Origin of the sequence: Bradyrhizobium sp. PSBB068 (assembly GCA_016839165.1) — a bacterium.
Lineage (GTDB): Bacteria > Pseudomonadota > Alphaproteobacteria > Rhizobiales > Xanthobacteraceae > Bradyrhizobium.
The window spans coordinates 2548536-2570515 of sequence record CP069300.1; the positions used below are offsets into that span (position 1 = coordinate 2548536).

Genomic DNA, 21980 nt, shown 5'->3' on the forward strand with positions numbered 1-21980 from the left:
CTATTGGTTATAGATGTTATGTCGTCCGGCGTATTGAAGCCCGTATTTTGACGGGCGTGATTTTTCGCACACTCGTCGAACGGCATTCGCTTTGAGTGAGATAGATTTTGATACGATTTAAGATTGCATGGAACTCCGGATCGTAAATTCGGCGTGCTCGCGACAACAAGATCCTGCTGCAAAGCCCCGATCAAAATAGCCTGCGAGTGATATTGCCGGGCGCGCCGAGCCGAACTGGAGGGACTGAGGATTGGCCAAAAATGCATTTCAGTCGTGTGGTAATTGCTAGCAGATATCCAGTTTTTTTGTTGGGTCTGAACTGCCTGCTAGAAGCAGAACGTGACTTCGGGGTTGCAGCTCGATGCACCGATAGCGCGAGCTGTTTCAAGGCAATTCGGGCCCTTGTACCCGACATTGCCATTTTGGACATATCGATGCCTGACATTTTTGGGCAGGCTTTGCTCGATATCGCAAATTCCCGGACCCCAGCTGTTCGGCTCGTGTTCCTCGCAACGTCCGTTGAGGATCGCGACCTCACCATGATGGCGGAAGTGGGCGCCTTTGGCGTGATCCGGCATGACGAGGAGCCTCAAGCTCTTCTGCAGACATTGCGGCAGGTCGCGGACGGCCAGAGAATGCTGCGTGCACCCTCGAGCAAGGTAGCCATCCCTTCCGGGCAGCCCGCGATCGCGGAAAGGCACCTTGCCGCGCTGACGGACCGCGAGCGTCAGATCATGCGCCTGGTATCGGAGGGATTATCAAACAAGGAGATTGGCCGTCGTTTGAAGGTAACTGACGGCACAATCAAGGTTCATCTCCACCACATTTTTCGCAAGCTTGAGATCGGTAACAGGACAACTCTCGCGGCGCTCGCTGTCTCATCCGCTGCGCCAGGCGGCCCCCCAACCGATTAACGCGCAAGCCTTGGACCGAGGACAATATCAACCGACGCGACGCTCGGGTGCGCAGTGTATTGGTCGCGCCGTGACGGGAAGCGTCTCGAGGGTGATTTGCCCTGGCGAGACAGTGCGCGAACTCGATCAGCGGAACAGTCAGGCGGGAAGCTAAAGCTGACGAATGTCAGCGTGCCTAGGTCTTTTGATGTAGCCCATTCATACATCTAAATAGCCAACACGCCTCCTTGTTTTCGCGCTTACGTGATTGCTTAATCGAGGAAATCCGCGTCAATGGGCGCTGCTCCAGAATGAATGCTCCGATGCGCATGAGCGCTCCTCCGATCGGAATCCACGTATGACGTCTGACTGCTGTCCCGAGCTCGACCTCATCCGATTTTCTCGCGCGGGCAGGGACGGTGGTCCTCGGTCGGGGTCTCGATCGCTGCAGCTCGCCGGATTCGGCGCCAGTCAGGCCCGTGTTGAGCAAGCACCGTTCTTTCCGACCCTTTTCGATAGGGCAGTCGAGCCGAAGGCCGAGATCACGATCCCGGTTCTCGAAGATGATGGTTTGGAGGTTGTCGCATACGAGCTCGATGTGGAGCAGGCTGTCATTGACGACATGGACGTCTTCCTCAGCGAAGCGGAACGTCGGCGCGCGGAGCGATTGAAGTCGGACCGGCAGCGCCGCCGATTTGTTGCTTCCCGCGGACAGCTGCGCCGGATCCTCGCTTCCAGACTGGGAATCTCGCCGTCCGATGTCGAACTGGAATATGGACAGCAGGGTAAGCCTCACCTCTCACACCGCATGCCTTCTCGCAACCTGCGCTTCAGCGTCTCTCGATCCCAAGACGTGGCGGTGATCGCCCTCTCGACCGGGCAGGAGGTCGGAGTGGACATCGAGGCAGTTCTCCCCATCCCCGAAGCGGACGATATAGCCGCGCTGTGCTTTTCCGCCTCCGACTACGAGTCTTATGCCGCCCTCGGCCCGGACGACCGGCTGGAAGGCTTCTTCCGGCGCTGGACCCGGCTGGAGGCTATCTCCAAGGGCCTGGGATTCGGCTTGGGATACCCCGGCTCTTCGGACGAGGAGGATTGGGTTGTCCGAAGCTTCGTACCTAAAACGGGGTATCTCGGGTGTGTGGTTGTCCGGAAATGAATGGTCGTTCGGACCGGAGTTTCCGCGATGTAATCATTCACCGAGGATAGCGAGCGGCTCGACCAATTGTTGGAGAGTACGCCAGCTCAACCCAACCACGATTGTTCGAGATACCTCGCGGTCCCAGTCGAGAACACGGGAATAGCCTATGCAAGCGCACGTGACGCAGTTTTCGGAACTGCTCGCAGACCTCGCGGTCAAGGACATCAAGGTCTGGGTCGAGGGCGATCGGCTGCGGTGCAGCGCCCCGGCTGGCGCGATGACGGCGGAGCTTCGCGATCAATTGAAGGGGCGCAAGGGTGAGATTATCGCCTTTCTGAACATGGCCACCGCCGCGGCCACGCAACAGCCTGCAATCATTCCCTTGCAGCCGCGCGGAACACGCACACCGATCTACGCTGTGCCGGGGCATGTCGGCGCACCCTTCTCGTTCTCGGACCTGTCGAAGCACCTGGGCGGCGATCAACCGTTCTACGCACTTCAACCGCCTGGCTTCGACGGGCAGAGCGAGCCGATGGACCGCGTCGAAGATATTGCCGAGTACTTCGCTCGCCAGATCGTTCAGCATCAGCCGGTCGGTCCGTACATCATCGCTGGATACTGCTCCGGCGGTCCAACAGCCTTCGAGTTGGCCAAAATCCTCGCAGAACGCGGAGCGGAAGTTTCGTGGGTCGCTCTCTTTGGTCCTCTTCACCCCGTCACCCATCAGGAATGGCTGCGCTTGCTGTACTTCACTGCCTGGGGGACGATCCGATCGGTCCGGAGATCGAGTGCGAAGTTGCCGACATTTGGCGCTCGTCTCCGATATTTCGGCAGTCGCCTTCGCGAGCGCGCCCTCGTGCCCCTGGTTCGCAAGGAGCCTGTCACGACGGATCCGGTGCTGGCCAGCAGAGCTCTGCTCAAATCCACGGCGATGGCGGCATTTCGGCGATACACTCCCACACCGTACTCAGGTCGAGTCTGCATATTCCTTCCGAACAAGGCCTGGTTGCGATCGGGCGCAGCGCCTCATCGATGGCGGCTCGTGGCGCCCGATGCCGAATTTTATTTCGGCCCCGACGACTGCGACGAAGTCTCCATGCTGGAAGAGCCTGACGCTCCTGCCGTCGCAGAGCTCTATCGCCGGGCAACTCGGAAGCTCGGAGATTGACGTGATCCGTTTTCCAAACTTGCGGGATGGGAGCACATTTCATGAATGAAGTCCTACCGATCGTGGCGGAGAGCGTGGCGCTTCCTCCTCTCCAAGATGCCGATCATCGGGCGCTGGTCGTCGAGTACAACGCCACCTCGGCGCGCTACCCATCGGACAGGACAATCATCGATCTCTTCCATGATCAAGTGACGCTCAGTCCCGATGCCGAAGCGATCCGCTTCGGCGATGCAATGCTGACATACCGGCAGCTCGACGAACGCTCCAACCAGATGGCCGCGCATCTGGCCTCAAAGGGTGCGGGGCCGGGTCGGATCATTGTTGTCTTCATGGAACACTCCATCGAAGTCGTTGTCGCGATCCTGGGCGTTCTCAAGGCGGGTGCAGCCTATGTGCCGATTGATGCAGCGACGCCGAACGGGCGTATAGCTACAATCCTGAAGGACATTTCCAGCGGGACCGGCGGGCAGACGCCGGTGGCGATCACTCAGGCGCATCTGCAATCTGCCATCTCGCCGAATCTTGCCGATGTTTTCGTGCTCGATGCCGATTTCGGCTCGATTTTGAATCAGCCGGCCTCGGCCCGGCCGTCCGCCGCCACGTCGGACGGCGTCGCCTACATCATCTTCACCTCAGGCTCGACCGGCACTCCCAAGGGCGTCGAAATCGAGCACCGCAGCCTCGTGAACTACATCTGGTGGGCCGCGCGGGTGTACAGTTCAGGCCAACCGCTCGCTTGGCCACTTTTCTCATCTCTTGCTTTCGATCTGACCGTCACGACCCTCTTTGCGCCGCTCATCACGGGCGGCCGGATCGTGGTCTATCTTGGCGATCCGGGCGTGAAGAACATGGTCGTGCTCAAGGTGGTCGACGACAATGCCGTCGATATCATCAAGCTGACACCGGCGCATCTCGCCATGATCCGCGATCGCAATCTTGAGGCCACGAGACTACGCAAGTTCATCGTAGGCGGCGAGGACTTCAAGACCGAGTTGGCTCGCGATATCACGAAAGCGATCCCTCATCCCGTTGAGATCTACAACGAGTACGGACCAACCGAAGCCACAGTGGGCTGCATGATTCATCGGTTTGACGTGGACCGGGATCGCTCCGCATCGGTGCCGATTGGCGTTCCGGCCGCCAATGCGGGAATTTACGTCCTCAACAAGGAATATCAGCCGACCGGCCCCAACGTCGTCGGTGAGATGTTCATCGCCGGTGATGGTCTCGCGAGAGGTTACTTTAATCGCCCGGATCTGACCGAGGAGCGTTTCCGCACGGCTACAGATCCCAGAGATGGCTTTTCGAGGCTACGGCTGTACAAGACCGGCGATCTTGCCCGCTGGAACGCGGAAGGGCGCTTGGAATTTCTCGGCCGCGCGGATCATCAGGTGAAGGTCGGTGGCACGCGGATCGAGCTGGGCGAGATCGAAGCGCGGCTTCTCAAGCAGCCTCACGTTCAGGATTGTGCCGTCGTTGCCATCTCCACTCCGGTGGAAAATACCGAAGAAGGCGCAATCACCCGACTTGTAGCCTACTATGTCTCCTCGAAGCCTCTGACGGTGGCGGAGCTGCGCGCCTACCTTGCCGAAGAACTCCTGGAGTCCATGATTCCGACGCACTTTGTCTGCCTCGAGCGGATGCCGCTCACGTCCAACGGCAAGATCGACCGCTCCTCGCTTCCCGAGCCGACGGCGGACAGCATTCAGCCGGCACACGAGTTCGCTGCCCCGTCAACAGAGACCGAGAAGACTCTCGCCGCCCTGTGGTGCAGTCTGCTCAAGGTCAAGTCGATTGGACGTCACGACAACTTCTTCGACCTGGGCGGGGAGTCCCTCCTGGTCGTGAGAGCGGTGGCGCGCATGCGAAAGATGTTCGGCGTCGACGTGCAGCTTCGCAACCTGTTCGAGCGCCCGACCGTGGCCGAACTGGCGGAAGTGATCGACGGGATGCGCTGGGTGGCCGATTCCAGGGCTTCTTCACTTTCGGGCGGGCCGCGCGAGGAAATCGAACTCTAAGGCATGATCCGGAAAAGTGCGAAGCGGTTTTCCGAAAAGATCATGCCTAAGCAAGAATCCAAAGCGCGATGACGGTTCAACCTGATCTCATCGCGCTTTGATCGATTGGATGGGCCGCAATGGTCTTAAGCGCGCCGATGCGGCTCGGACCTCGAGCGTTGGACTGATAGCGGAGCGGGCTAAGATGATGGACAAAGCTTGGGTAGCGGCGCAAGGACCGGAGCTGCCTTGGGCGGCGGCGGAATATGAGCTCTTACGGGACCAGGTCCGGCGCTTTGTCGAGGAGGAAATCAAGCCCTGTGCAGATCGCTGGGAAGAGGAGGGCGGCGTTCCGCGTCCGGTCCTGCGCCGCATGGGCGAACTTGGCTTCTTTGGTATCCGCTATCCCGCCGAGTACGGTGGCGCCGAGATGGACGCGGTCGCATCGACGGTCTTCGCAGAGGAACTTGGGCGCTCGACCTTTGGCGGCGCCGCAGACGCAATGCTGGTCCATGCCGATATGGCTTCCAGTTACGTCTTTCACGATGGGACAAAATCCCAACGGGCTCGCTGGATGCCGGGCATTGTGAGCGGTGAGGTCATCACCGCGATTGCAATCACGGAGCCGGACGCAGGCTCGGACGTGAAGGCCATCCGCACCCGCGCGCGCCGAGACGGCGACTCCTACGTGCTCGATGGCACAAAGCTGTACATCACGAACGGCGTCTATGCGGACCTCTACTGTGTTGCCGCCACGACTGATCCCTCGGCAGGTAGCAACGGGATCACGATGTTCCTCGTCGAGAAGGGCACGCCAGGCTTCAGCGTAGCTCGCGAGCTGGACAAGCTCGGCTGGCGCTCCTCCGATACGGCCGAGCTCGTCTTCGACGGTTGCCGCATTCCTGCCGAGAACGTGCTCGGCGCGGAGGGACAAGGCTTCTACTCCATCATGCGCAACTTGCAGAACGAGCGCCTTGTCCTTGCCGCACTGGCGATCGGGATGGCCGAGGCGGCGATCGACATGACCCTCACATACCTGAAAACGCGCCGCGCGTTCGGGAGTGTCCTTTGGGACATGCAGGCGATCCGTCATCGTCTTGCGATGCTTTCTGCGAAGGTAGAGGCAAGTCGCGCGTTTCTCTATGCCACCGCTTGGCGCATGGCGGCGGACGACGATTGCCTGCGTGAGATATCGATGTTGAAGGCCATCTGCGGCGAGCTCGTCAACGAGGTGGCGTATGCGTGCGTCCAGTTCCACGGAGCCATGGGCGTCATGCGGGAGAGTGCGATTGAGCGCATATCGCGCGACGCCCGCGTCCTCTCCATTGCCGGGGGCGCGACGGAGGTGATGCTGGAGGTGGTCGCCTCCATGTCGTGAGCCTGACGCGGGTTCGCACTGCCTACAGCAGGGCTTCTGACCCAACAGGTGTCTAAATTAGCTGATCAATCAACCTGACATCCCAGGTGACGTCTGCGGCGTGGCGGTCCTAGATGTCGCCGAGCCACCGGCCGATTTCTCTTGATCCGACGACGCGTTTTGGCTGGTGCGGGTTGATTGTTCCGGCCGAAAGGCTCTTGACACGGTGGTCCTGCGCCAACGTCCTGGTGAACTGCTTTGCTTCCTGTTCGGATTTGAAAGTCGCAGTCCTGCGCGCATTCCTGTCGGGTGGAGCGTCGCGTTGATCAACGAAGGAGACATACCAGACGTGGTCTTGCGTCATGTGGCGACCTCCAGATAGAGTCTGGGTGCGAAAACAAGCTGTGCCAACCTAAGCGAGCCGGAGGCCGGGTTCGCGGACAGGGGAGGAAAATACGGCTTCCGTCCGAGGTGTCCCTAAGGGTCTTTCTAAGTAATTCTTCTGAGCAGTAGGTTTCAGGTCGTCCGGTGCAAGATGATGTGAGGTCCGACTGACTACAGCCTCCACGCCGATGGCCTCCTTTGTCGTACTGCTGGGTGGATGGTCCGAGCGCTGCCTCGGTTCTGGGTGATCGGCGGTGCGCTGACTGCTGACACGTCAATGCAATGAATGTCAGCCTTTCGAAGCGTGCTTGTCGGAAAAGCGGAAGCGATATTCATCCGGAATTCGCGCGTCCACTCCCATTCTCCAAATTACAAAGTCGGCGGCGTCCACGACGTGCCGGCACGCATGGTCGATCGCCTTGGTGGACGACCGGCCTCGACTTCGACAGTCTCCAACTCGGCCGGTTTGCCGGCCCGCGGTGCGATAACCCGCACGGTCGGCGGCCGGCTTGCCGTCCGTGGCGGATCACGCCCTCAAGCCGCGCGCCCCTACGGCAAGATCGGGATTCTGACGATTGACAGCCAATTATTACATGTATAAAAATATGCAAATTCATATAATATGAGATGCCCGAATGGACGCGCATCCGCTGAAGCTCAGAGTGCAGTCGGTCGTTGCGGAGACGCCGGTCATTCGCAGCGTTGTGTTCGGCGTGGAGGGCGGTGCCGTGCCGCAATGGCAAGCGGGCGCCCACATCCGCGTGTTGCTGCCGGGCGGAGGAGACCGGCCGTATTCGCTGATGGCGCTGCCGGACTTGCCCACGGGCGCCGTTGCGCTGGGGGTGCTGCGCGAAGAGGCGTCGACCGGTGGGTCGCAGTTCATGCATGCCCTTCAGGTCGGCGACGTCGTCAGCGCGACCGCGCCGGTCAACAATTTCGCGCTTCATGAGGGAACCGCACCGGCGTTGCTGTTTGCCGGCGGCATCGGCATCACGCCGATCCTATCGATGGCGGCCGAGCTGAAGGCGCAGGGAACGCGCTATCGCCTGCATTATGCTGGGCGAATGCCGGGGTTGCTGGCGTTCCTGCCGCAATTGCAGGCGATGTGTTCAGACGGTTTGGCGGTTCACTACGACAGCGACGAGTCCCGTCTCGATATCCCGGCAGCGCTTGGCGATGCGCCGGCGGACGCTCATGTCTATGTCTGCGGACCGGCCGGCCTGATTGACGCGGTGAAGGCGGCGGCCCTCGCCAGGGGCATTCCGGCAGACCGCATCCATTTCGAGCTGTTCAAGGCGCAGCAGCCCGGCATCCCGAACGCACCGTTCGAGGTCGAGCTCAGGTCGACCGGGCAGGTCGTGACGGTCGCGGCCGATCAGAGCATCATCCAGGCGCTGGAAGCGGCCGGGTTCGACGTGCTCTACGACTGCCAGCGCGGTGATTGCGGCATCTGCCAGTGCGGCGTGATCGCGGGCGTGCCCGATCATCGCGACGTCATTCTCAGCGACGACGAGAAAGCGTCCAACAAGGTCATGCAGATTTGCGTGTCGCGTGCGAAATCGGAACGGCTGGTGTTGGATCTCTGAGCGGAGGCAAGGGGCGCCATGACGAAATACGGAAAGAATGCCCGCGCGATCGGCGGGCTGGTGCGCGAGGCCGAGGTGCATCGCGACGTCTATGTCGATCCCGAGATCTTCGATCTCGAGATGGAGCATCTGTTTCCCAACAGCTGGATCTATGTCGGGCATGGCAGCCAGCTTTCGAAGGCGGGCGATTTCATCACCGCCAATGTCGGCCGGCAGCCGGTGGTGGCGAGCCGCCATACCGACGGCTCGATCCACCTGTTCTACAATCGCTGTCCGCACAAGGGCGTCAAGATCGCCTCCGAGCCGTGCGGCAACACCGGAAAGTTCTTCCGCTGCCCCTATCATGCCTGGTCGTTCAAGACCGACGGCTCGCTGCTGGCGATCCCGCTGAAGAAGGGCTACGAGGGCACCGGCTTCACCGACACAAAGGCGAATGACGGGCTGTCGCGGATCAGGAATGTCGTCGTCTACCGCGATTTCATTTTCGCACGCCTGAGCGAAACCGGCGTCGCCTTCGAAGACTATTTCGGCGAAAGCCTCTCGACCATCGACAACATGGTCGACCGCTCGCCGGAGGGGAAGCTCGCCGTCGAGGCCGCGCCGATCCGCTACATGCACACCTGCAATTGGAAGATGCTGGTCGAGAACCAGACCGACACCTGCCATCCGATGGTGGCGCATGAGAGTTCGGCCGGCACCGCCATCAAGGTCTGGCAGCGCGAGCAAGGCGACTCCAAGGAAACGCCGATGGCGGTGCAGCTCTATGGGCCGTTCATGAGCCCGTACGAGTTCTACGAGCAGAGCGGCATCCGGATCTGGCCCAACGGCCATGGCCATACCGGCGTCGCCAACTCCATCCATTCGAACTATTCTGACATCGAGGGCTATCTCGGACAGATGGTCGCGGCCTATGGCGAGAAGCGGGCCCACGAGATTCTCGGCGAGGTCCGGCACAACACGGTCTATTTCCCGAACATCATGGTCAAGGGCGCGGTGCAAATCCTGCGCAACTTCATCCCGATCGCAGTGGACCGGACGCTGGTCGAGAGCTGGGTCTATCGCCTGGTCGGCGCGCCCGACAAGCTCTACGAGCGCGCGCTGATGTACAACCGCTTCATCAACGCGCCGACCTCGATCGTCGGGCACGACGATCTCGAAATGTATGAGCGCGCGCAGGAAGGGTTGAAAACCAACGGCAATCAGTGGGTCAATCTGCGCCGGCTCTACGAGAGCGGCGAGGAGGCTGATGTCACCGCGGTCATCAACGGCACGTCGGAGCGCCAGATGCGGAACCAGTTTCATGCCTGGGCCAAGTTCATGACCATGGACATGGTCGAGCCCGTTGAGGCCGCGGAATGATCAGCGAACAGACCATCACCGATTTCATCTATCGGGAAGCCGAGCTGCTCGACACGATGCAGTGGCAGGCCTGGCTCGACCTGTTTCACCCCGAGGGGCGCTACTGGATGCCGCTGGAATGGCAGCAGCAGGATCCTGTGTTGCAGCCCTCGCTGATGTACGAAGACCTGCTGCTGATGAAAGTGCGTATCGAGCGGCTGGCCGGCGAGCGCACCTTCAGTCAGAAGCCGAAGAGCCGCTGCCATCATCTGCTGCAGGCGCCGCAGATCGTGGCCTGCGATCCGGCGGCCGGCTTGTTCAAGGCACGGACGTCCTTTCTCTACACTGAGACGCGCGGCGACGCGCTGGAACGCTTTTCGGGATGGGCGTCGCACGATCTCGTGCAAATCGGCGACGGCCTCAAGATCAGGCTCAAGCGCATCGATCTCGTGAATTTCGACGCGCCGTTCGGCAATATCCAGCTTTTCATGTGAGTGCGTCTTGACCACAGCGACCACAGTCTATGCCCGCTTCCGCGAGACCGCGCTCCGCCGCGGCGAAGCCGGTTTTCTCAACGTGCTGCCCGAGACCGCGGACATCTACGGCATCGCGGCCGAAGAGATTTCGTATGGCGCCATGCTCGAGCGGGTCGAGCGCTGGCGCGCGGCGTTTGCGAGCCGCGGCTATGGTGCGGGCCATCGGGTCGGGCTTCTGCTGCAGAACCGGCCGGTCTTCATCGAGCTGTGGTTCGCGTTGAACGCGCTCGGCGTCTCCGTGGTGCCGATCAACCCCGATCTGCGGGTCAGCGAGCTCGAATACATCATCGCGCATTCCGAGATGAATGCCGCCTTCGTCCTCGCCAAACGGCGCGAGGAGGTCGAGACCGCGGCGCGCCAGGCCGGCCGGCCGATTCCGGTTGTGACGGATGACGGCGATGTTCCGGCCCCGTTCGGCGGCGCGCGGCCGGCGAACGCCGGCGACGGCGCGAGCCAATGCGCGCTGCTCTATACGTCGGGGACGACGGGCCAGCCCAAGGGCTGCGTGCTCACCAACACCTATTTCCTGTATTCCGGAGACTGGTATCGCGACGTCGGTGGGCTGATCGATCTCGGGCGCGACGGCGAGCGCATGATCACGCCGTTGCCGCTGTTCCACATGAATGCGATGGCGGTGTCGGTCATGGCGATGCTGTCGGTCGGCGGCAGCCTGACGATGCTCGACCGCTTCCATCCACGCAGCTGGTGGCAATCGGTGCGCGACAGCCGGGCGACCTGCCTGCATTATCTCGGCGTCATGCCCTCGATGCTGATGAGCGCGCCGCCGAGCAATGAAGATCGCGCGCACACCGTACGGTTCGGCTTCGGCGCCGGCGTCGACAAGCTGCTGCACGCGCCGTTCGAGGAACGCTTCGGCTTCCCGCTGCTCGAGGCCTGGGCGATGACCGAGACCGGAAGCGGCGGCGTGATCGCCGCCAATGCCGAGCCGCGCAAGGTCGGCACCAGCTGTTTCGGCCGGCCGGCGCCCGAGGTCGAGGTGCGGATCGTCGACGACGGCGACAACGATGCGGCGGTGGGAGCGCCGGGCGAGCTCCTGGTGCGGCGGGCAGGGGCCGATCCCCGCTACGGCTTCTTCAGGGAGTACCTGAAGAACCCGGAGGCCACCGCCGAGGCCTGGCAGGGCGGCTGGCTGCATACCGGCGATATCGTGTCGCGCGATGCGGATGGCGATCTGCATTTCGTCGATCGCAAGAAGAACGTGATCCGCCGCTCCGGCGAGAACATTGCCGCGGTCGAGGTCGAATCCGTTCTCAACCGTCTTCCCGCGATCCGACAGGCCGCGGTCGCCGCGACGCCCGACCAGGTGCGCGGCGACGAGGTCGCGGCGGTCATCATCGCGGAGCAGCCGGGCGCGGACCGCGCACTCGCCGAGGAGATCGTGCGCTGGAGCCTGGAGCAGATGGCCTATTACAAGGCGCCGGGCTGGATCTGTTTCGTCGAAGAACTGCCGCTGACCGCGACCGAGAAGATCCAGCGCGGCGGATTGAAGGATGTCGTCGCGAAGCTGATGCGCGAGGGCGCGTTCTTCGACCTTCGCGACCTCAAGCGGCGGCAGGAATGACGCATGGCAGGGAGCCGATCATGAGCCAGACCCGCACCACATTGATCACCGGAGGCAATTCCGGGATCGGGGAGGCACTGGCGAAGAAGCTCGTCGGCGAAGGACAGCGGGTGGTCTCGGTCGGGCTCGAGAAGCCCGCGTGGACGCACGGTCTGCTCACCGCCTATCGCGCGGACCTCGCCAGCCTGGCGGAGACGCGGGCCATCGCCGAGGAGATCTGCCGGGATCATGCGGTCGACTGCCTCGTGCACAATGCCGGCATCATCCTGCCGAACCTTTTGCCCGATGCGAAGCCGGAGGACATCCTGACGCTGGCGCAGTTGCACCTGGGCGCACCGATGCTACTGACCCAGGCGGCGATGGAGGGGATGCGGTCGCGGCGGTTCGGCCGGATCGTGTTCGTGAGCTCGCGCGCCGCGATGGGCGCGGTTACGCGCTCGGCCTATTCGGCGACCAAGGCCGGCGTGCACGGCATGGCGCGGACCTGGGCGCTGGAGCTGGCGTCGAGTGGGATCACGGTCAACGTGGTCGCGCCGGGCCCGATCCTGACCGACAATTTCTGGGGCATCGTCCCGAAAGGCTCCGAGCAGCAGGACAGGATGGCGCACAACGTTCCGGTCGGGCGGCTCGGCACCCGCGAGGACGTCGCGCATGCGATCAGCTTCTTCCTCGACGAGCGCTCGGACTTCGTCACCGGCCAGGTGCTCTATGTCTGCGGCGGCACCAGCCTCGTCGGCCTCGGCCCCTGAATCAGATCTGGTTCTGGCGGATGTTCTCGACCATCTTGGCCAGCACGCGGGCGCAGACCTCGATCTCGTCGGGGTCGATACCGACGGTCAGGCGGTCGTAATTGTTCTCCATGATCGGCCAGATCTTGCGCAGCAGGGCCTCGCCGTCCGCCGTCAATCCGACGACGCGGCGGCGCTGGTCTTCTTCCGCGATCTCGCGCTTGACGAGGCCCGATGTCACCATCGACTCGACCATGCGGCTCGCGGTCGACTGCTCGGTCACGGCCAGCACGGCGATCTCGTTGACGGTCAGGGTCTTGTAGATGAACAGCACCGACAGCGTGCGGAACACGACGTTGTTGATGTTGTGCTCGCTGAGATCGCGGTTCTGATCCAGGTTCCAGCGATTGGCGAGCCGGTTGAACAGATAGGGAATGTAGCTTTGCAGCTGGTCCCGCGTCCGCGGTGGACCGGATTTCCATCTGCTCCTGGAGTCTTTGGCCATTATGTCTTGCGACCCTGCTTCTTGCCTTCGCTGCCGAGTTTCGAGGAGAGCGACCGCAGCATCGACAGTGCCGCCTCCAGCTCCCGCGCTGGGATGCCTTCGAGCCGTTCGCTCAGGTGCCTCTTATGCACGTCGGCGGCCTTCCTGAACAGGGCCGCGCCCTTCGGCGTCAGGCGCACGATGAACGAGCGGCGGTCCTCGCTCGACATTTCCTTGCTGATCAGGTCATCAGCCAGCAGGCGCTGCACCAGGCCCGAGACGTTGCCACCGGACACTTTCAGGTTCTGCGACAATTGCCCAAGCGCGAGGCCATCTGGGTAACGATCGAGTTGCGCCAGCACGTCGAATTTTGCCAGCGACAAGCCGAACTCCGAGCTCAGCATGGAATTCAGCGACGAAAACAGCTCGCCATGCAGCGACAGCAGTTGCAGCCAAAGCCGGGTTTCGACCTGGCCGAAGATGGGAGCCGTGCTCTCCTTGAGGGCCGACGACGTCATGCGAAGCTCTTGATGGTCTGGATCACGCCGTCGAGTTCCTTGCCGGCGCTGTCCTTCAGCGCGGCTTCGCGCAGCCGGCGCGCCCAGTCGGCGGCATCGTCGCGCGGCGCGACCAGCTTGATCGCGGCCAGCGTCTTGTCGAATTTCGACAGGCCGCGGCTGTGGGTGTCGGAATAGCCCTTGACCAGGCGCCGGCATTGCAGGATCTCGACGCCCAATTGATAGTTCGCTTGCACGGCCTCTGTCGCGGCCTTGAGCCATTCGTCCCGGTGCGCCGTCTCGACGGCGTGGCGCAGCGAGCGGCGGCGCATGCCGCGCAGTCCGCCGACGACATAGAGCGCGACGAACCAGGGCAGCGAGTAGGTCTTGACCCGGCGTCCCTTGTTGACGCGGCGGTCGAGCCAGCCGAGCAGACGCGGCCTGGCGCTGAGCCAGCGGCCAAATCCCGCCGGCAGCATGCCCATCACCTCTTCCATGCGGGGGTGCATGAACTCGGTGGTCTGCAGCACCTGGTCCCCGGACAAGTCGAGCTCGCCCTCGATCCGCGCGCGGCGGGCCGATCGGGTCTTGAGGTCGGCCACGCGGATGACGTCGTCATAGGTCATGGCGTTGGCGAGATATTTTGCGGCGGCCTGGGTGAAGGCAAAATTTCGCCCGGCGCCGCCGGCGTTGCGATCGGCGGCGTGCAGCGTGCCGAGGATGTCGAGATATTCGCCGCCATAGGCGACGTCCTGGAAATCGACGACTTTCTTCAGCCCGGCGCGGCCGATGGCGTGTGCGGCCGCGGGCAGTTCCTGCGTCAGCCGGGCGGCGAGGCCGGCAAGACGGGGATCCAGAGCAGCCGGAGAGGAGGGCGTCTTGGCAGCCTCCGATTGTGGGGGTGCCGTCGGCTCCGGAGACTTCGACTGTACCCGGTCAAAGGCCGCGTCGAACGCGCGGATGCTGGCCTGCGCGCCTTTCTCACCGGCGCGGATCACGTCGAGATAGCTCTCGCGGCTGAAGCTCAGCACGCCGGCGCCTGCAAGCGCGCCGAACATGGCGGCCGAGATCACGCTGCCGTTGGCGATCGCCAGCGCATTCATGTCGAAGATGATCTCGGTCTTGGCGGCAATCCCGATGGCGCCGATCACTGCGCCCTGGTCGGCGATGCCGTTGCCCGGCGCGATCTTCTCGCCGATCGCAAAGGTCCGGTGATTGGAGGCGATCAGCGTGGTGCGGTCCGGCGTCACCAGGCCGCGCAGGATCGAGCGGCCGGCCTCCATGAACTCCGCCGCCATCACCACGTCGACGTCGCCGGGCGTCGGCATCAGCGACAGGATCGGCTTGCGGCCGTCGAGCGGCGGCATCGCCTCGATGTAGTAGATCGTGGCGCCGGTGCGCTGGGCGACGCCGGGCACCGAGGTCGATTGCGCGACCCAGCCATGGTTCTCGGCGAGCTGGACGATCCAGTCGGTGAGGACGCCGCCGCCCTGGCCGCCCATCGCGACGATCGCGATCGAGATCGGCCGCTCGGTCGCATCACCCGCGGCAGGAAGCGCCAACTGGACCGTTTCGTCTCTCATGCCCAGTCTCTCATGCCCAAAATCTCATGCCAAGGCCTCGAACTCCGGCCGCCGGCGATCGCGCCGCCGTTGCAGCCAGCCGATCACGGCCATCGCGACCTTTGATTTGAACCTGTCCCAGCCGGTCGGATTGTGAATGACGTCGGCGCGATAGAACGAGGGACACAGCACGGCCGCGTCCGCGACCTCGCCGCAATTGCCGCAGCCGACGCAGGAATTGTCGATTGCCGCAACGGGATCGTCGCGCAGGGGATCGTCGAGTTGCTTGACCGAGAGCGAGGGGCAGCCGGAGAGGCGGATGCAGGCGTGGTCGCCGGTGCAGACATCCTCGTCGACGCCGAACCGTTCCTTGACGGTGCGAACCCCGTCCTTGATCGCCTGGCTGATCTGCGGCTTCACGCGGCGCTGCTTATTCAGCATGCATTCGGAGGAGGCGACGATGACCTTCGGCCCTTGCTCCCTGGTCGTCAGCGCCTCCTTCAGCGTGTCGCGCATCCGGCCGACATCGTAGGTGCGATCGATCTGCCGCACCCACTGGCCGCCGATGCCCTTCACGGCCTGCACGATCGAGTTGTTGGTGTTGCGCCGCTTGCTCACCGCGCGCGACGACAGGATGTCCTGACCGCCGGTCGCCGAGGTGTAGTAATTGTCGACGATGACGAACACGCCGTCATGCTTGTTGAACACGGCGTTGCCGATGCCGCTGGTCAGCCCGTTGTGCCAGAAGCCGCCGTCGCCCATCACGGCGATCGAGCGCTTGTCGGCCTTGACGTTGAAGGCCGAGGTCGAGGCCGGGCCGAGGCCGAAGCCCATCGTCGTCGCGCCGATGTTGAAGGGCGGCAGGATCGAGAACAAATGACAGCCGATGTCGGCGGAGACATGGTGCTCACCGAGCTCGCTCTCGACCAGCTTCATGGCGGCGAAGATCGGCCGCTCCGGACAGCCGGTGCAAAGCCCGGGCGGCCGCGCCGGCACGACCTGCTTCAGCTTCTCGACCTCGGGATGGCTGAGCACGGAGCTCGCGTCCGGCGCCGGCGGCCGGTTGCCGAGCAGCCGCGGCTCGGTCTTCTCGAGGAATTCTCTGATACCCCCGAGCAGCACCTGCGCGGTGTAATCGCCGCCCATCGGCAGCACGTCCTTGCCATGGACGCGGGCCTGGATATCGCGGCGGCGCAGCACCGTGTTGATCGCCTGCTCCAGATATTCCGGCTGGCCTTCCTCGACGATCAGCACGGCGTCCTTGTCGAGGCAGAACTCGGCGACCTCGGTGTCGATCACCGGGTAGGTGACGTTCATGACGTAAAGCGGAATCTGGGTGTTGCCATAGGCATCCGACAGCCCGAGATATTGCAGCGCGCGGATGACGTTGTTGTACATCCCGCCCTGCATGATGATGCCGACCTTGCCCTGCTTCGGCCCCATCCATTCATTCAGCTTGTTGTCCCTGACGAAGTTGATGGCCGCGGGCAGCCGTGTCTTGATCTTCTCCTGCTCATGCTCGTAGGCCGCCGGCGGCAGCACGATGCGGCCGACGTCGCGCTTCGGATTGTTCAGGGCGTCCTTGATGGTGTGGGCCGGCTTGACATTGTCCTTGCAGGCAAAGCTTCCATGCATGTGGCAGGCGCGGACGCGCACCTCCAGCATGACAGGGGTGTTCGAGACTTCCGAGAGCTCAAAGCCCTTCTCGATCAGATTGACGATGCATTCATGGTCAGGGCGCGGATCGAGTAGCCAGATCTGCGATTTCATCGCAAAGGCATGGGTGCGCTCCTGCATGATCGAGGAGCCTTCGCCGTAATCCTCGCCGACGATGATCATGGTGCCGCCAGTGACGCCGCCGGACGCGAGATTGGCGAGGGCATCGGAGGCGACATTGGTGCCGACCGTCGATTTCCACGCCACCGCACCGCGCAGCGGATACATCACCGAGGCCGACAGCATCGCCGCCGCCGCCGCTTCATTGGCGGAGCTCTGGAACACGACGCCGAGATCGTCGAGCACGTCCTTGGCGTCGGCCAGCACGTCCATCAGATGCGAGATCGGCGAGCCCTGATAGCCGCCGACATAGGCGACGCCGGATTGCAGCAGCGCCTTGGTGATGGCGAGGATGCCTTCGCCGCGGAAGGTGTCGCCGTCGCCGAGCCGGAGATCCTCGACTTCACGAGCAAAAGACCGTTCAGCCATTGCACCCTCCAGAAATATGCGATAGCATACGTTTACATGTAAAGTAAGTCAACGCTGCGAGTGCCGTCGGACTTTGCGGATCGTCTGCTCCGGACGGCGATGATGAGCCAGCGACAGGGTAGGGCCAATGCTGAAGCTGCCGCGCTTTAGAGCCGCCGCCGTCCAGGCGAGCTTCACATCAATTCCAGCCAGGGTGGAATGATGGGGCGCGTCGGTCCATCGGCACCACGACACGCGAACCCTCCTCACCGTCGTCCTGGCGAAGGCCAGGACCCATTACCACGAAAGCTCATCGTTGTGCGACGCTGGGGCCACGATCCCGTTCACAATCGAATGCGGTGGTTATGGGTCCTGGCTTTCGCCAGGACGACAGCGGGGATGTGGCGACGGGACTGCATGAGACAGGACGTCACGAGATAGGAGTCGGACAGCATGGGCGAGAACATCATCGGCCGGGCCAATGTCGAGGATACTCCGGAGCTCAAGGCCTACTACAAGGACCTCGAGAAGTTCGAGGCCGGCGCGCTGTGGACGGTCGCCAACAAGATCGAGCCGTGGCAGCCGCAGTCGGCGTCCGTTCCCGTGCTCTGGCGCTACGGCGATCTGCGTGAGCACGTGCTGCGCTCGGTGGAACTGGTCTCGCCGGAGAAGGCGGGACGGCGCGTGATCTACCTCAACAATCCGGGTCGCCGCGATGTGTCGGCCGCGGTCGGCTGGCTCTATTCGGGCTTGCAGGTCATGCACCCCGGCGAGGTGGCCTCCGCCCATGCACACTCGGCCTCTGCGCTGCGCTTCATCATGGAAGGAGCGGGCGCCTACACTATTGTCGATGGCCACAAGATGACGCTCGGCGCGCGGGATTTCGTGCTGACGCCGAACGGCACCTGGCATGAGCATGGCGTCGAGGCGAACGGCTCGGTCTGCATCTGGCAGGATGGGCTCGACATTCCGCTCGTCAATGCGCTGGAGGCCAATTTCTTCGTCGTGCACCCGAAGATCCAGCAGGAGGAGTCCGGCTATCCGGTCGACGACATGACCAAGACCTGGGGCAATCCCGGCCTTCGGCCGGCGGGCTCGCGCTGGTCGAACGGCTATTCGCCGATGTTCAAATATGAGTGGGAGCCGACCTACGAGTCGCTGCTGAAATATGCCGCCGCGACCGGAGGATCGCCCTATGACGGCATCCTGATGAACTACGTCAATCCGATCACCGGCGGCCATGTGATGCAGACCATCGGCGCCAGCATGCAGATGCTGCGGCCGGGCGAGAAGTCCAGGTCGCATCGCCACACCGGAAGCTTCGTCTACCAGGTCGCCAAGGGGCACGGCTATTCCGTGATCGGCGGTCAGCGGTTCGAGTGGCAGGAGCGCGACATCTTCTGCGTTCCGTCCTGGGCCTGGCATGAGCACGGCAACGCCTCGGAAAGCGAGGACGCCTGCCTGTTCTGCTTCAACGATCTGCCCGTGATCGAGGGGCTAGGCCTCTACCGGGAAGAGGCCTATGGCGACAATGCCGGCCATCAGCCGGTCGCGGCCTGACATTCTTGCGCAGAACTCAACCCGCATAACCGGATCAAGCTTTCATGCGTCTTGTCACCTACACCTTGGGCTCCAGCGGCGCCCGCCTCGGGGTCGTCGTCAACGGATTGGTCGTCGATGTCGCGCGCCTCGGCGCGTCACGCGGCGTTGCCTGGCCGGCCGACATGCTGTCCTTCATCGATAACGCCGTCACGCTGCTGCCGGCGTTGAAGCAATGCCTGGACAACGCCAACGGCAGCCTGCCGGCCGGTGCAGCCGTTCCGATCGAGGATGTGAAGCTGCAGGCGCCGATCCCGCGCCCGCGCAAGAACATCTTCGGCATCGGGCTCAACTACCGGGCGCATGTCGCGGAGTCCGCCAAGAGTCTCGATACCGACAAGGATCTGCCGAAGCAGCCGGTCGTGTTCTCCAAGCCGCCGACCTCCGTGATCGGGCCGGGCGCGGCGATCCAGCACAATGCCGGCATGACCCAGCAGCTCGACTGGGAGGTCGAGCTCGCCGTCATCATCGGCAAGACCGCGACCCGCATCCCGGTCGAGAAGGCGATGGATCACGTGTTCGGCTATTCGGTCATGATCGACATTTCCGCGCGCGACAATCGCCGTGCCGGGCAGTGGATCTTCTCCAAGGGCATGGACACCTACGCGCCGTTCGGCCCCTGCATCGTGACCGCGGACGAGATTCCCGATCCGCATGATCTCAGGCTCTGGCTGACCAAGAACGGCGTCATAAAGCAGGACTCCAACACCAAATACATGATCTTCGACATTCCGGCTTTGATCGCCGACATCTCGTCCGGCATGACGCTCGAGCCGGGCGACATCATCGCGACCGGAACGCCCGAAGGCGTCGGCGCCGGCATGAGCCCGCAGGAATGGCTGTGGCCCGGCGACGTCGTCGAGGCCGGCGTCGATGGCGTTGGCGTCATCCGGCACCCGGTCGTCGCGATCTGATGACGTCGTTCTCGTTCGATCGCGAGTTGAGGTTCGGCGACTGTGATCCGTCGGGGATCGCTTATTTTCCGTCCTACCTCAACATTCTCAACGGCGTGGTCGAGGAGTTCTGGTCGACCATCGGGTTCTGCTGGCCGGAGCTGATCACGATCCGGAAGATCGGGACGCCGACGGTGCATCTGACTTGCGACTTTTCACGGCCGTCGAAGTTCGGCGACCGCCTGACATTCGGCCTGCGCATCGTCAAGATCGGCCGTGCGTCGCTGCATCTGTCGCATGTGGTCACGGGCGCAGATGGCCTGCGCTGGCGCGCCCGCCAGATCCTCGCGGCCACGTCGCTGGTCGATCATCACGCGATTCCGTGGCCCGACGACGTTCGCGCCGCGCTCATGTCGCATCTGCAGGCCGGCGCGGAGGCGGCGGCATCATGATCTCGCTGTTCATGACGTTCTCCGATCCGACAGGCGATCGGCGAATTGATGCGGACGATCTCGCGGCCGCGGCTGCCGTGGTGGGGTCGGTTCCGGGGATGGCGGAGGGCCTGCTGTTCACGCCGCTGGAGCAATCGGTCGATCATCCCTACAAGGCCGACGGGGCCGGGCCGGTCTTTGCGCTGTTGCTACGCTTTCCGAACCTGTTTGCGTGCGAGGCCGCGATCGATCGCGGCGGCGTGCTCGCTGCTCTTGCGGCGGCTCGCGGGTTGCCGAGCCTTGCCGGATTGGACGTGACGCACCAGGCGATGGTGACGCGCGCCTTTCCGGTCGACGACGCCGCGCATGCGAGCGGCACGGTGACGCCGTGCAGCTATCTGGTGCATTATCCCGGGCCGGCCGACGACATGAATGCCTGGAACTTGCATTATTTGGAGCATCATCCGTCGATCATGCGGACCTTCCCGGACGTGCGCCAGATCGAGATCTACACGCGCATCGATTGGGTCGATCGGTTGCCGTCGCAGCGGGTCGAGTACATGCAGCGCAACAGGCTGATGTTCGACAGCCCGCAGGCCCTTGCGCGCGCGTTGGGCTCCGACGTGATCAAGCGGATGCGCGCCGACTTCGTCCAGTTTCCGCCGTTCGCGGGCGGCAACAAGCATTTTCCGATGCTGACGAGGGTGGTGCGGCCCATCGCATGATGGCATCGAGGCTGGTTGCGAGCCGCGCTGGAGATGCGCTCTTTGACTTAGGCCGTGAACCATAAATCTGCCAACGCACGGCTTGCCAAAGTCCGCTATGCCTCGATAGCAGACCAAATTCTGCAGCTCAGCTAAATGACGCGAAGGGCCACAAGCGGAAGTGAAGTGACACGCAATCCACTCTGTGACGCTGGCCGACATTGTTCAATCAGTGCCGGATGAAATCTGATCGATATCCGCACCATCAAGCCTCAACGTTCGGGCGCCGCACTTCCATGCCGCACAAGGAGGACAAGATCGGCTGCTTCCTCGGCGTCTTTTAGGAGCGTCTTGCGCGGCGTGCCTATCAGCGCACGCATGGTAAGGCCACGAGCAATATCCGTGACTTGGATCGCGCGTTCGGCCGCAGGAAAGTCGGACGGGATTTCGCCCGCGCTGATCGCGTCCCGGAAACGATCTTGCACCAGCGCCTTGCCGCCCGCGGCCGCCTTTTGCAGGAACTTCCGGACCTCATCATCATCCACAAGCGGCGCGACGCAAATAAGAAGGCAGCCCCGGGCGGACCCCTTCTCGGTCGCACTTTCGACGGCATACCTAAGAAAGCCCGCGATCGAGTCGTGAAGATTCTGTGGCGAGTGGAGCGCGTTAGCAGCGCGAGCGCCCTTTGCCTCGGCATACGCCTTAAGGACACGCAAGAATATCGCCCGCTTGTCGCCGAAGACGGCATACAGGCTCGGCCGTCCCACGCCCATCCCGGCGACGAGATCGTCGATGGTCACGCCGTCATAGCCCTTCGACCAGAACACTTGCGTCGCCTTTTTCAGCGCGTCGATCTCGTTGAAGCTGCGCGGACGTCCCCGTGGCTTGGTGGTATTCTGAAACATATAGTTCAAAA

General features: G+C 62.9%; 20 protein-coding genes. 14 read left to right on the forward strand and 6 right to left on the reverse strand.

The features are described 5' to 3' along the window. Positions 1 to 308: 308 nt before the first annotated feature. From JQ507_11655 to JQ507_11675, 5 genes are all read left to right on the forward strand, one after another. Positions 309 to 914 (forward strand): response regulator transcription factor, encoded by a 606-nt coding sequence (locus JQ507_11655; protein QRI73300.1) that lies wholly within the window; start codon positions 309 to 311, stop codon positions 912 to 914. A gap of 337 nt (positions 915 to 1251) precedes the next feature. Continuing rightward, on the forward strand, positions 1252 to 2052 hold the full coding sequence (locus JQ507_11660; GenBank protein QRI72075.1) for a 4'-phosphopantetheinyl transferase superfamily protein: 801 nt from the start codon (positions 1252 to 1254) through the stop codon (positions 2050 to 2052). Between the two features lie 148 nt (positions 2053 to 2200). Then, positions 2201 to 3202 carry a thioesterase gene (locus JQ507_11665; protein ID QRI72076.1) on the forward strand — a complete coding sequence of 334 codons (1002 nt, stop codon included), beginning with the start codon at positions 2201 to 2203 and terminating at the stop codon, positions 3200 to 3202. Between the two features lie 26 nt (positions 3203 to 3228). Then, complete coding sequence (locus tag JQ507_11670; protein ID QRI72077.1) at positions 3229 to 5220, forward strand: non-ribosomal peptide synthetase; 1992 nt, start codon at positions 3229 to 3231, stop codon at positions 5218 to 5220. Between the two features lie 187 nt (positions 5221 to 5407). Next, positions 5408 to 6577, forward strand: coding sequence for an acyl-CoA dehydrogenase family protein (locus JQ507_11675; GenBank protein QRI73301.1), 1170 nt, complete (start codon positions 5408 to 5410; stop codon positions 6575 to 6577). Between the two features lie 109 nt (positions 6578 to 6686). On the opposite strand, the gene JQ507_11680 is transcribed toward JQ507_11675, so the two are convergent. After that, positions 6687 to 6920, reverse strand: a complete 234-nt coding sequence (locus JQ507_11680; GenBank protein ID QRI72078.1) for a hypothetical protein — start codon at positions 6918 to 6920, stop codon at positions 6687 to 6689. A 655-nt stretch (positions 6921 to 7575) separates the two neighbouring features. On the opposite strand from JQ507_11680, the gene JQ507_11685 reads away from it, so the two are divergent. Genes JQ507_11685 through JQ507_11705 form a run of 5 tightly spaced genes read left to right on the forward strand, consistent with a single transcriptional unit; the run spans position 7576 to position 12731 of the window. After that, on the forward strand, positions 7576 to 8526 hold the full coding sequence (locus JQ507_11685; protein QRI72079.1) for an oxidoreductase: 951 nt from the start codon (positions 7576 to 7578) through the stop codon (positions 8524 to 8526). Positions 8527 to 8544: 18 nt separating this feature from the next. After that, complete coding sequence (locus JQ507_11690) at positions 8545 to 9885, forward strand: Rieske 2Fe-2S domain-containing protein (protein ID QRI72080.1); 1341 nt, start codon at positions 8545 to 8547, stop codon at positions 9883 to 9885. Then, the gene (locus JQ507_11695; protein QRI72081.1) at positions 9882 to 10358 is read left to right on the forward strand and encodes an aromatic-ring-hydroxylating dioxygenase subunit beta; all 477 of its coding nucleotides are present in this window, start codon (positions 9882 to 9884) and stop codon (positions 10356 to 10358) included. Before JQ507_11690 ends, JQ507_11695 begins: the two co-directional genes overlap by 4 nt. A gap of 7 nt (positions 10359 to 10365) precedes the next feature. Further along, a complete protein-coding gene (locus JQ507_11700) occupies positions 10366 to 11982 on the forward strand; it encodes an ATP-dependent acyl-CoA ligase (GenBank protein QRI72082.1) in 1617 nt (538 codons plus the stop codon). Positions 11983 to 12002: 20 nt separating this feature from the next. Then, a complete protein-coding gene (locus JQ507_11705; protein ID QRI72083.1) occupies positions 12003 to 12731 on the forward strand; it encodes an SDR family oxidoreductase in 729 nt (242 codons plus the stop codon). Between the two features lies 1 nt (position 12732). Here the strand turns inward: JQ507_11705 and JQ507_11710 are convergent, their stop codons facing one another. Genes JQ507_11710 through JQ507_11725 form a run of 4 tightly spaced genes read right to left on the reverse strand, consistent with a single transcriptional unit; the run spans position 12733 to position 17458 of the window. Beyond that, positions 12733 to 13215 (reverse strand): winged helix-turn-helix transcriptional regulator, encoded by a 483-nt coding sequence (locus tag JQ507_11710; GenBank protein QRI72084.1) that lies wholly within the window; start codon positions 13213 to 13215, stop codon positions 12733 to 12735. After that, positions 13215 to 13712: a MarR family transcriptional regulator gene (locus tag JQ507_11715; GenBank protein ID QRI72085.1), complete on the reverse strand. Its 498-nt coding sequence runs from the start codon at positions 13710 to 13712 to the stop codon at positions 13215 to 13217. Before JQ507_11715 ends, JQ507_11710 begins: the two co-directional genes overlap by 1 nt. Then, positions 13709 to 15274, reverse strand: a complete 1566-nt coding sequence (locus JQ507_11720; GenBank protein QRI72086.1) for an indolepyruvate oxidoreductase subunit beta family protein — start codon at positions 15272 to 15274, stop codon at positions 13709 to 13711. Before JQ507_11720 ends, JQ507_11715 begins: the two co-directional genes overlap by 4 nt. 24 nt (positions 15275 to 15298) lie before the next feature. After that, positions 15299 to 17458: an indolepyruvate ferredoxin oxidoreductase subunit alpha gene (locus JQ507_11725; protein QRI72087.1), complete on the reverse strand. Its 2160-nt coding sequence runs from the start codon at positions 17456 to 17458 to the stop codon at positions 15299 to 15301. Between the two features lie 432 nt (positions 17459 to 17890). On the opposite strand from JQ507_11725, the gene JQ507_11730 reads away from it, so the two are divergent. Genes JQ507_11730 through JQ507_11745 form a run of 4 tightly spaced genes read left to right on the forward strand, consistent with a single transcriptional unit; the run spans position 17891 to position 21085 of the window. Next, positions 17891 to 18997, forward strand: coding sequence for a cupin domain-containing protein (locus JQ507_11730; GenBank protein QRI72088.1), 1107 nt, complete (start codon positions 17891 to 17893; stop codon positions 18995 to 18997). 44 nt (positions 18998 to 19041) lie between these two features. Further along, positions 19042 to 19950: a fumarylacetoacetate hydrolase family protein gene (locus JQ507_11735; GenBank protein QRI72089.1), complete on the forward strand. Its 909-nt coding sequence runs from the start codon at positions 19042 to 19044 to the stop codon at positions 19948 to 19950. Further along, entirely contained in the window at positions 19950 to 20381 is a 432-nt protein-coding gene (locus tag JQ507_11740; protein QRI72090.1) for an acyl-CoA thioesterase, read from the forward strand. Before JQ507_11735 ends, JQ507_11740 begins: the two co-directional genes overlap by 1 nt. Further along, complete coding sequence (locus tag JQ507_11745) at positions 20378 to 21085, forward strand: hypothetical protein (GenBank protein QRI72091.1); 708 nt, start codon at positions 20378 to 20380, stop codon at positions 21083 to 21085. The genes JQ507_11740 and JQ507_11745 overlap by 4 nt, the downstream gene beginning before the upstream one ends. Positions 21086 to 21336: 251 nt before the next feature. Here the strand turns inward: JQ507_11745 and JQ507_11750 are convergent, their stop codons facing one another. Next, positions 21337 to 21969 carry a TetR/AcrR family transcriptional regulator gene (locus JQ507_11750; GenBank protein QRI72092.1) on the reverse strand — a complete coding sequence of 211 codons (633 nt, stop codon included), beginning with the start codon at positions 21967 to 21969 and terminating at the stop codon, positions 21337 to 21339. Positions 21970 to 21980: the final 11 nt, after the last annotated feature.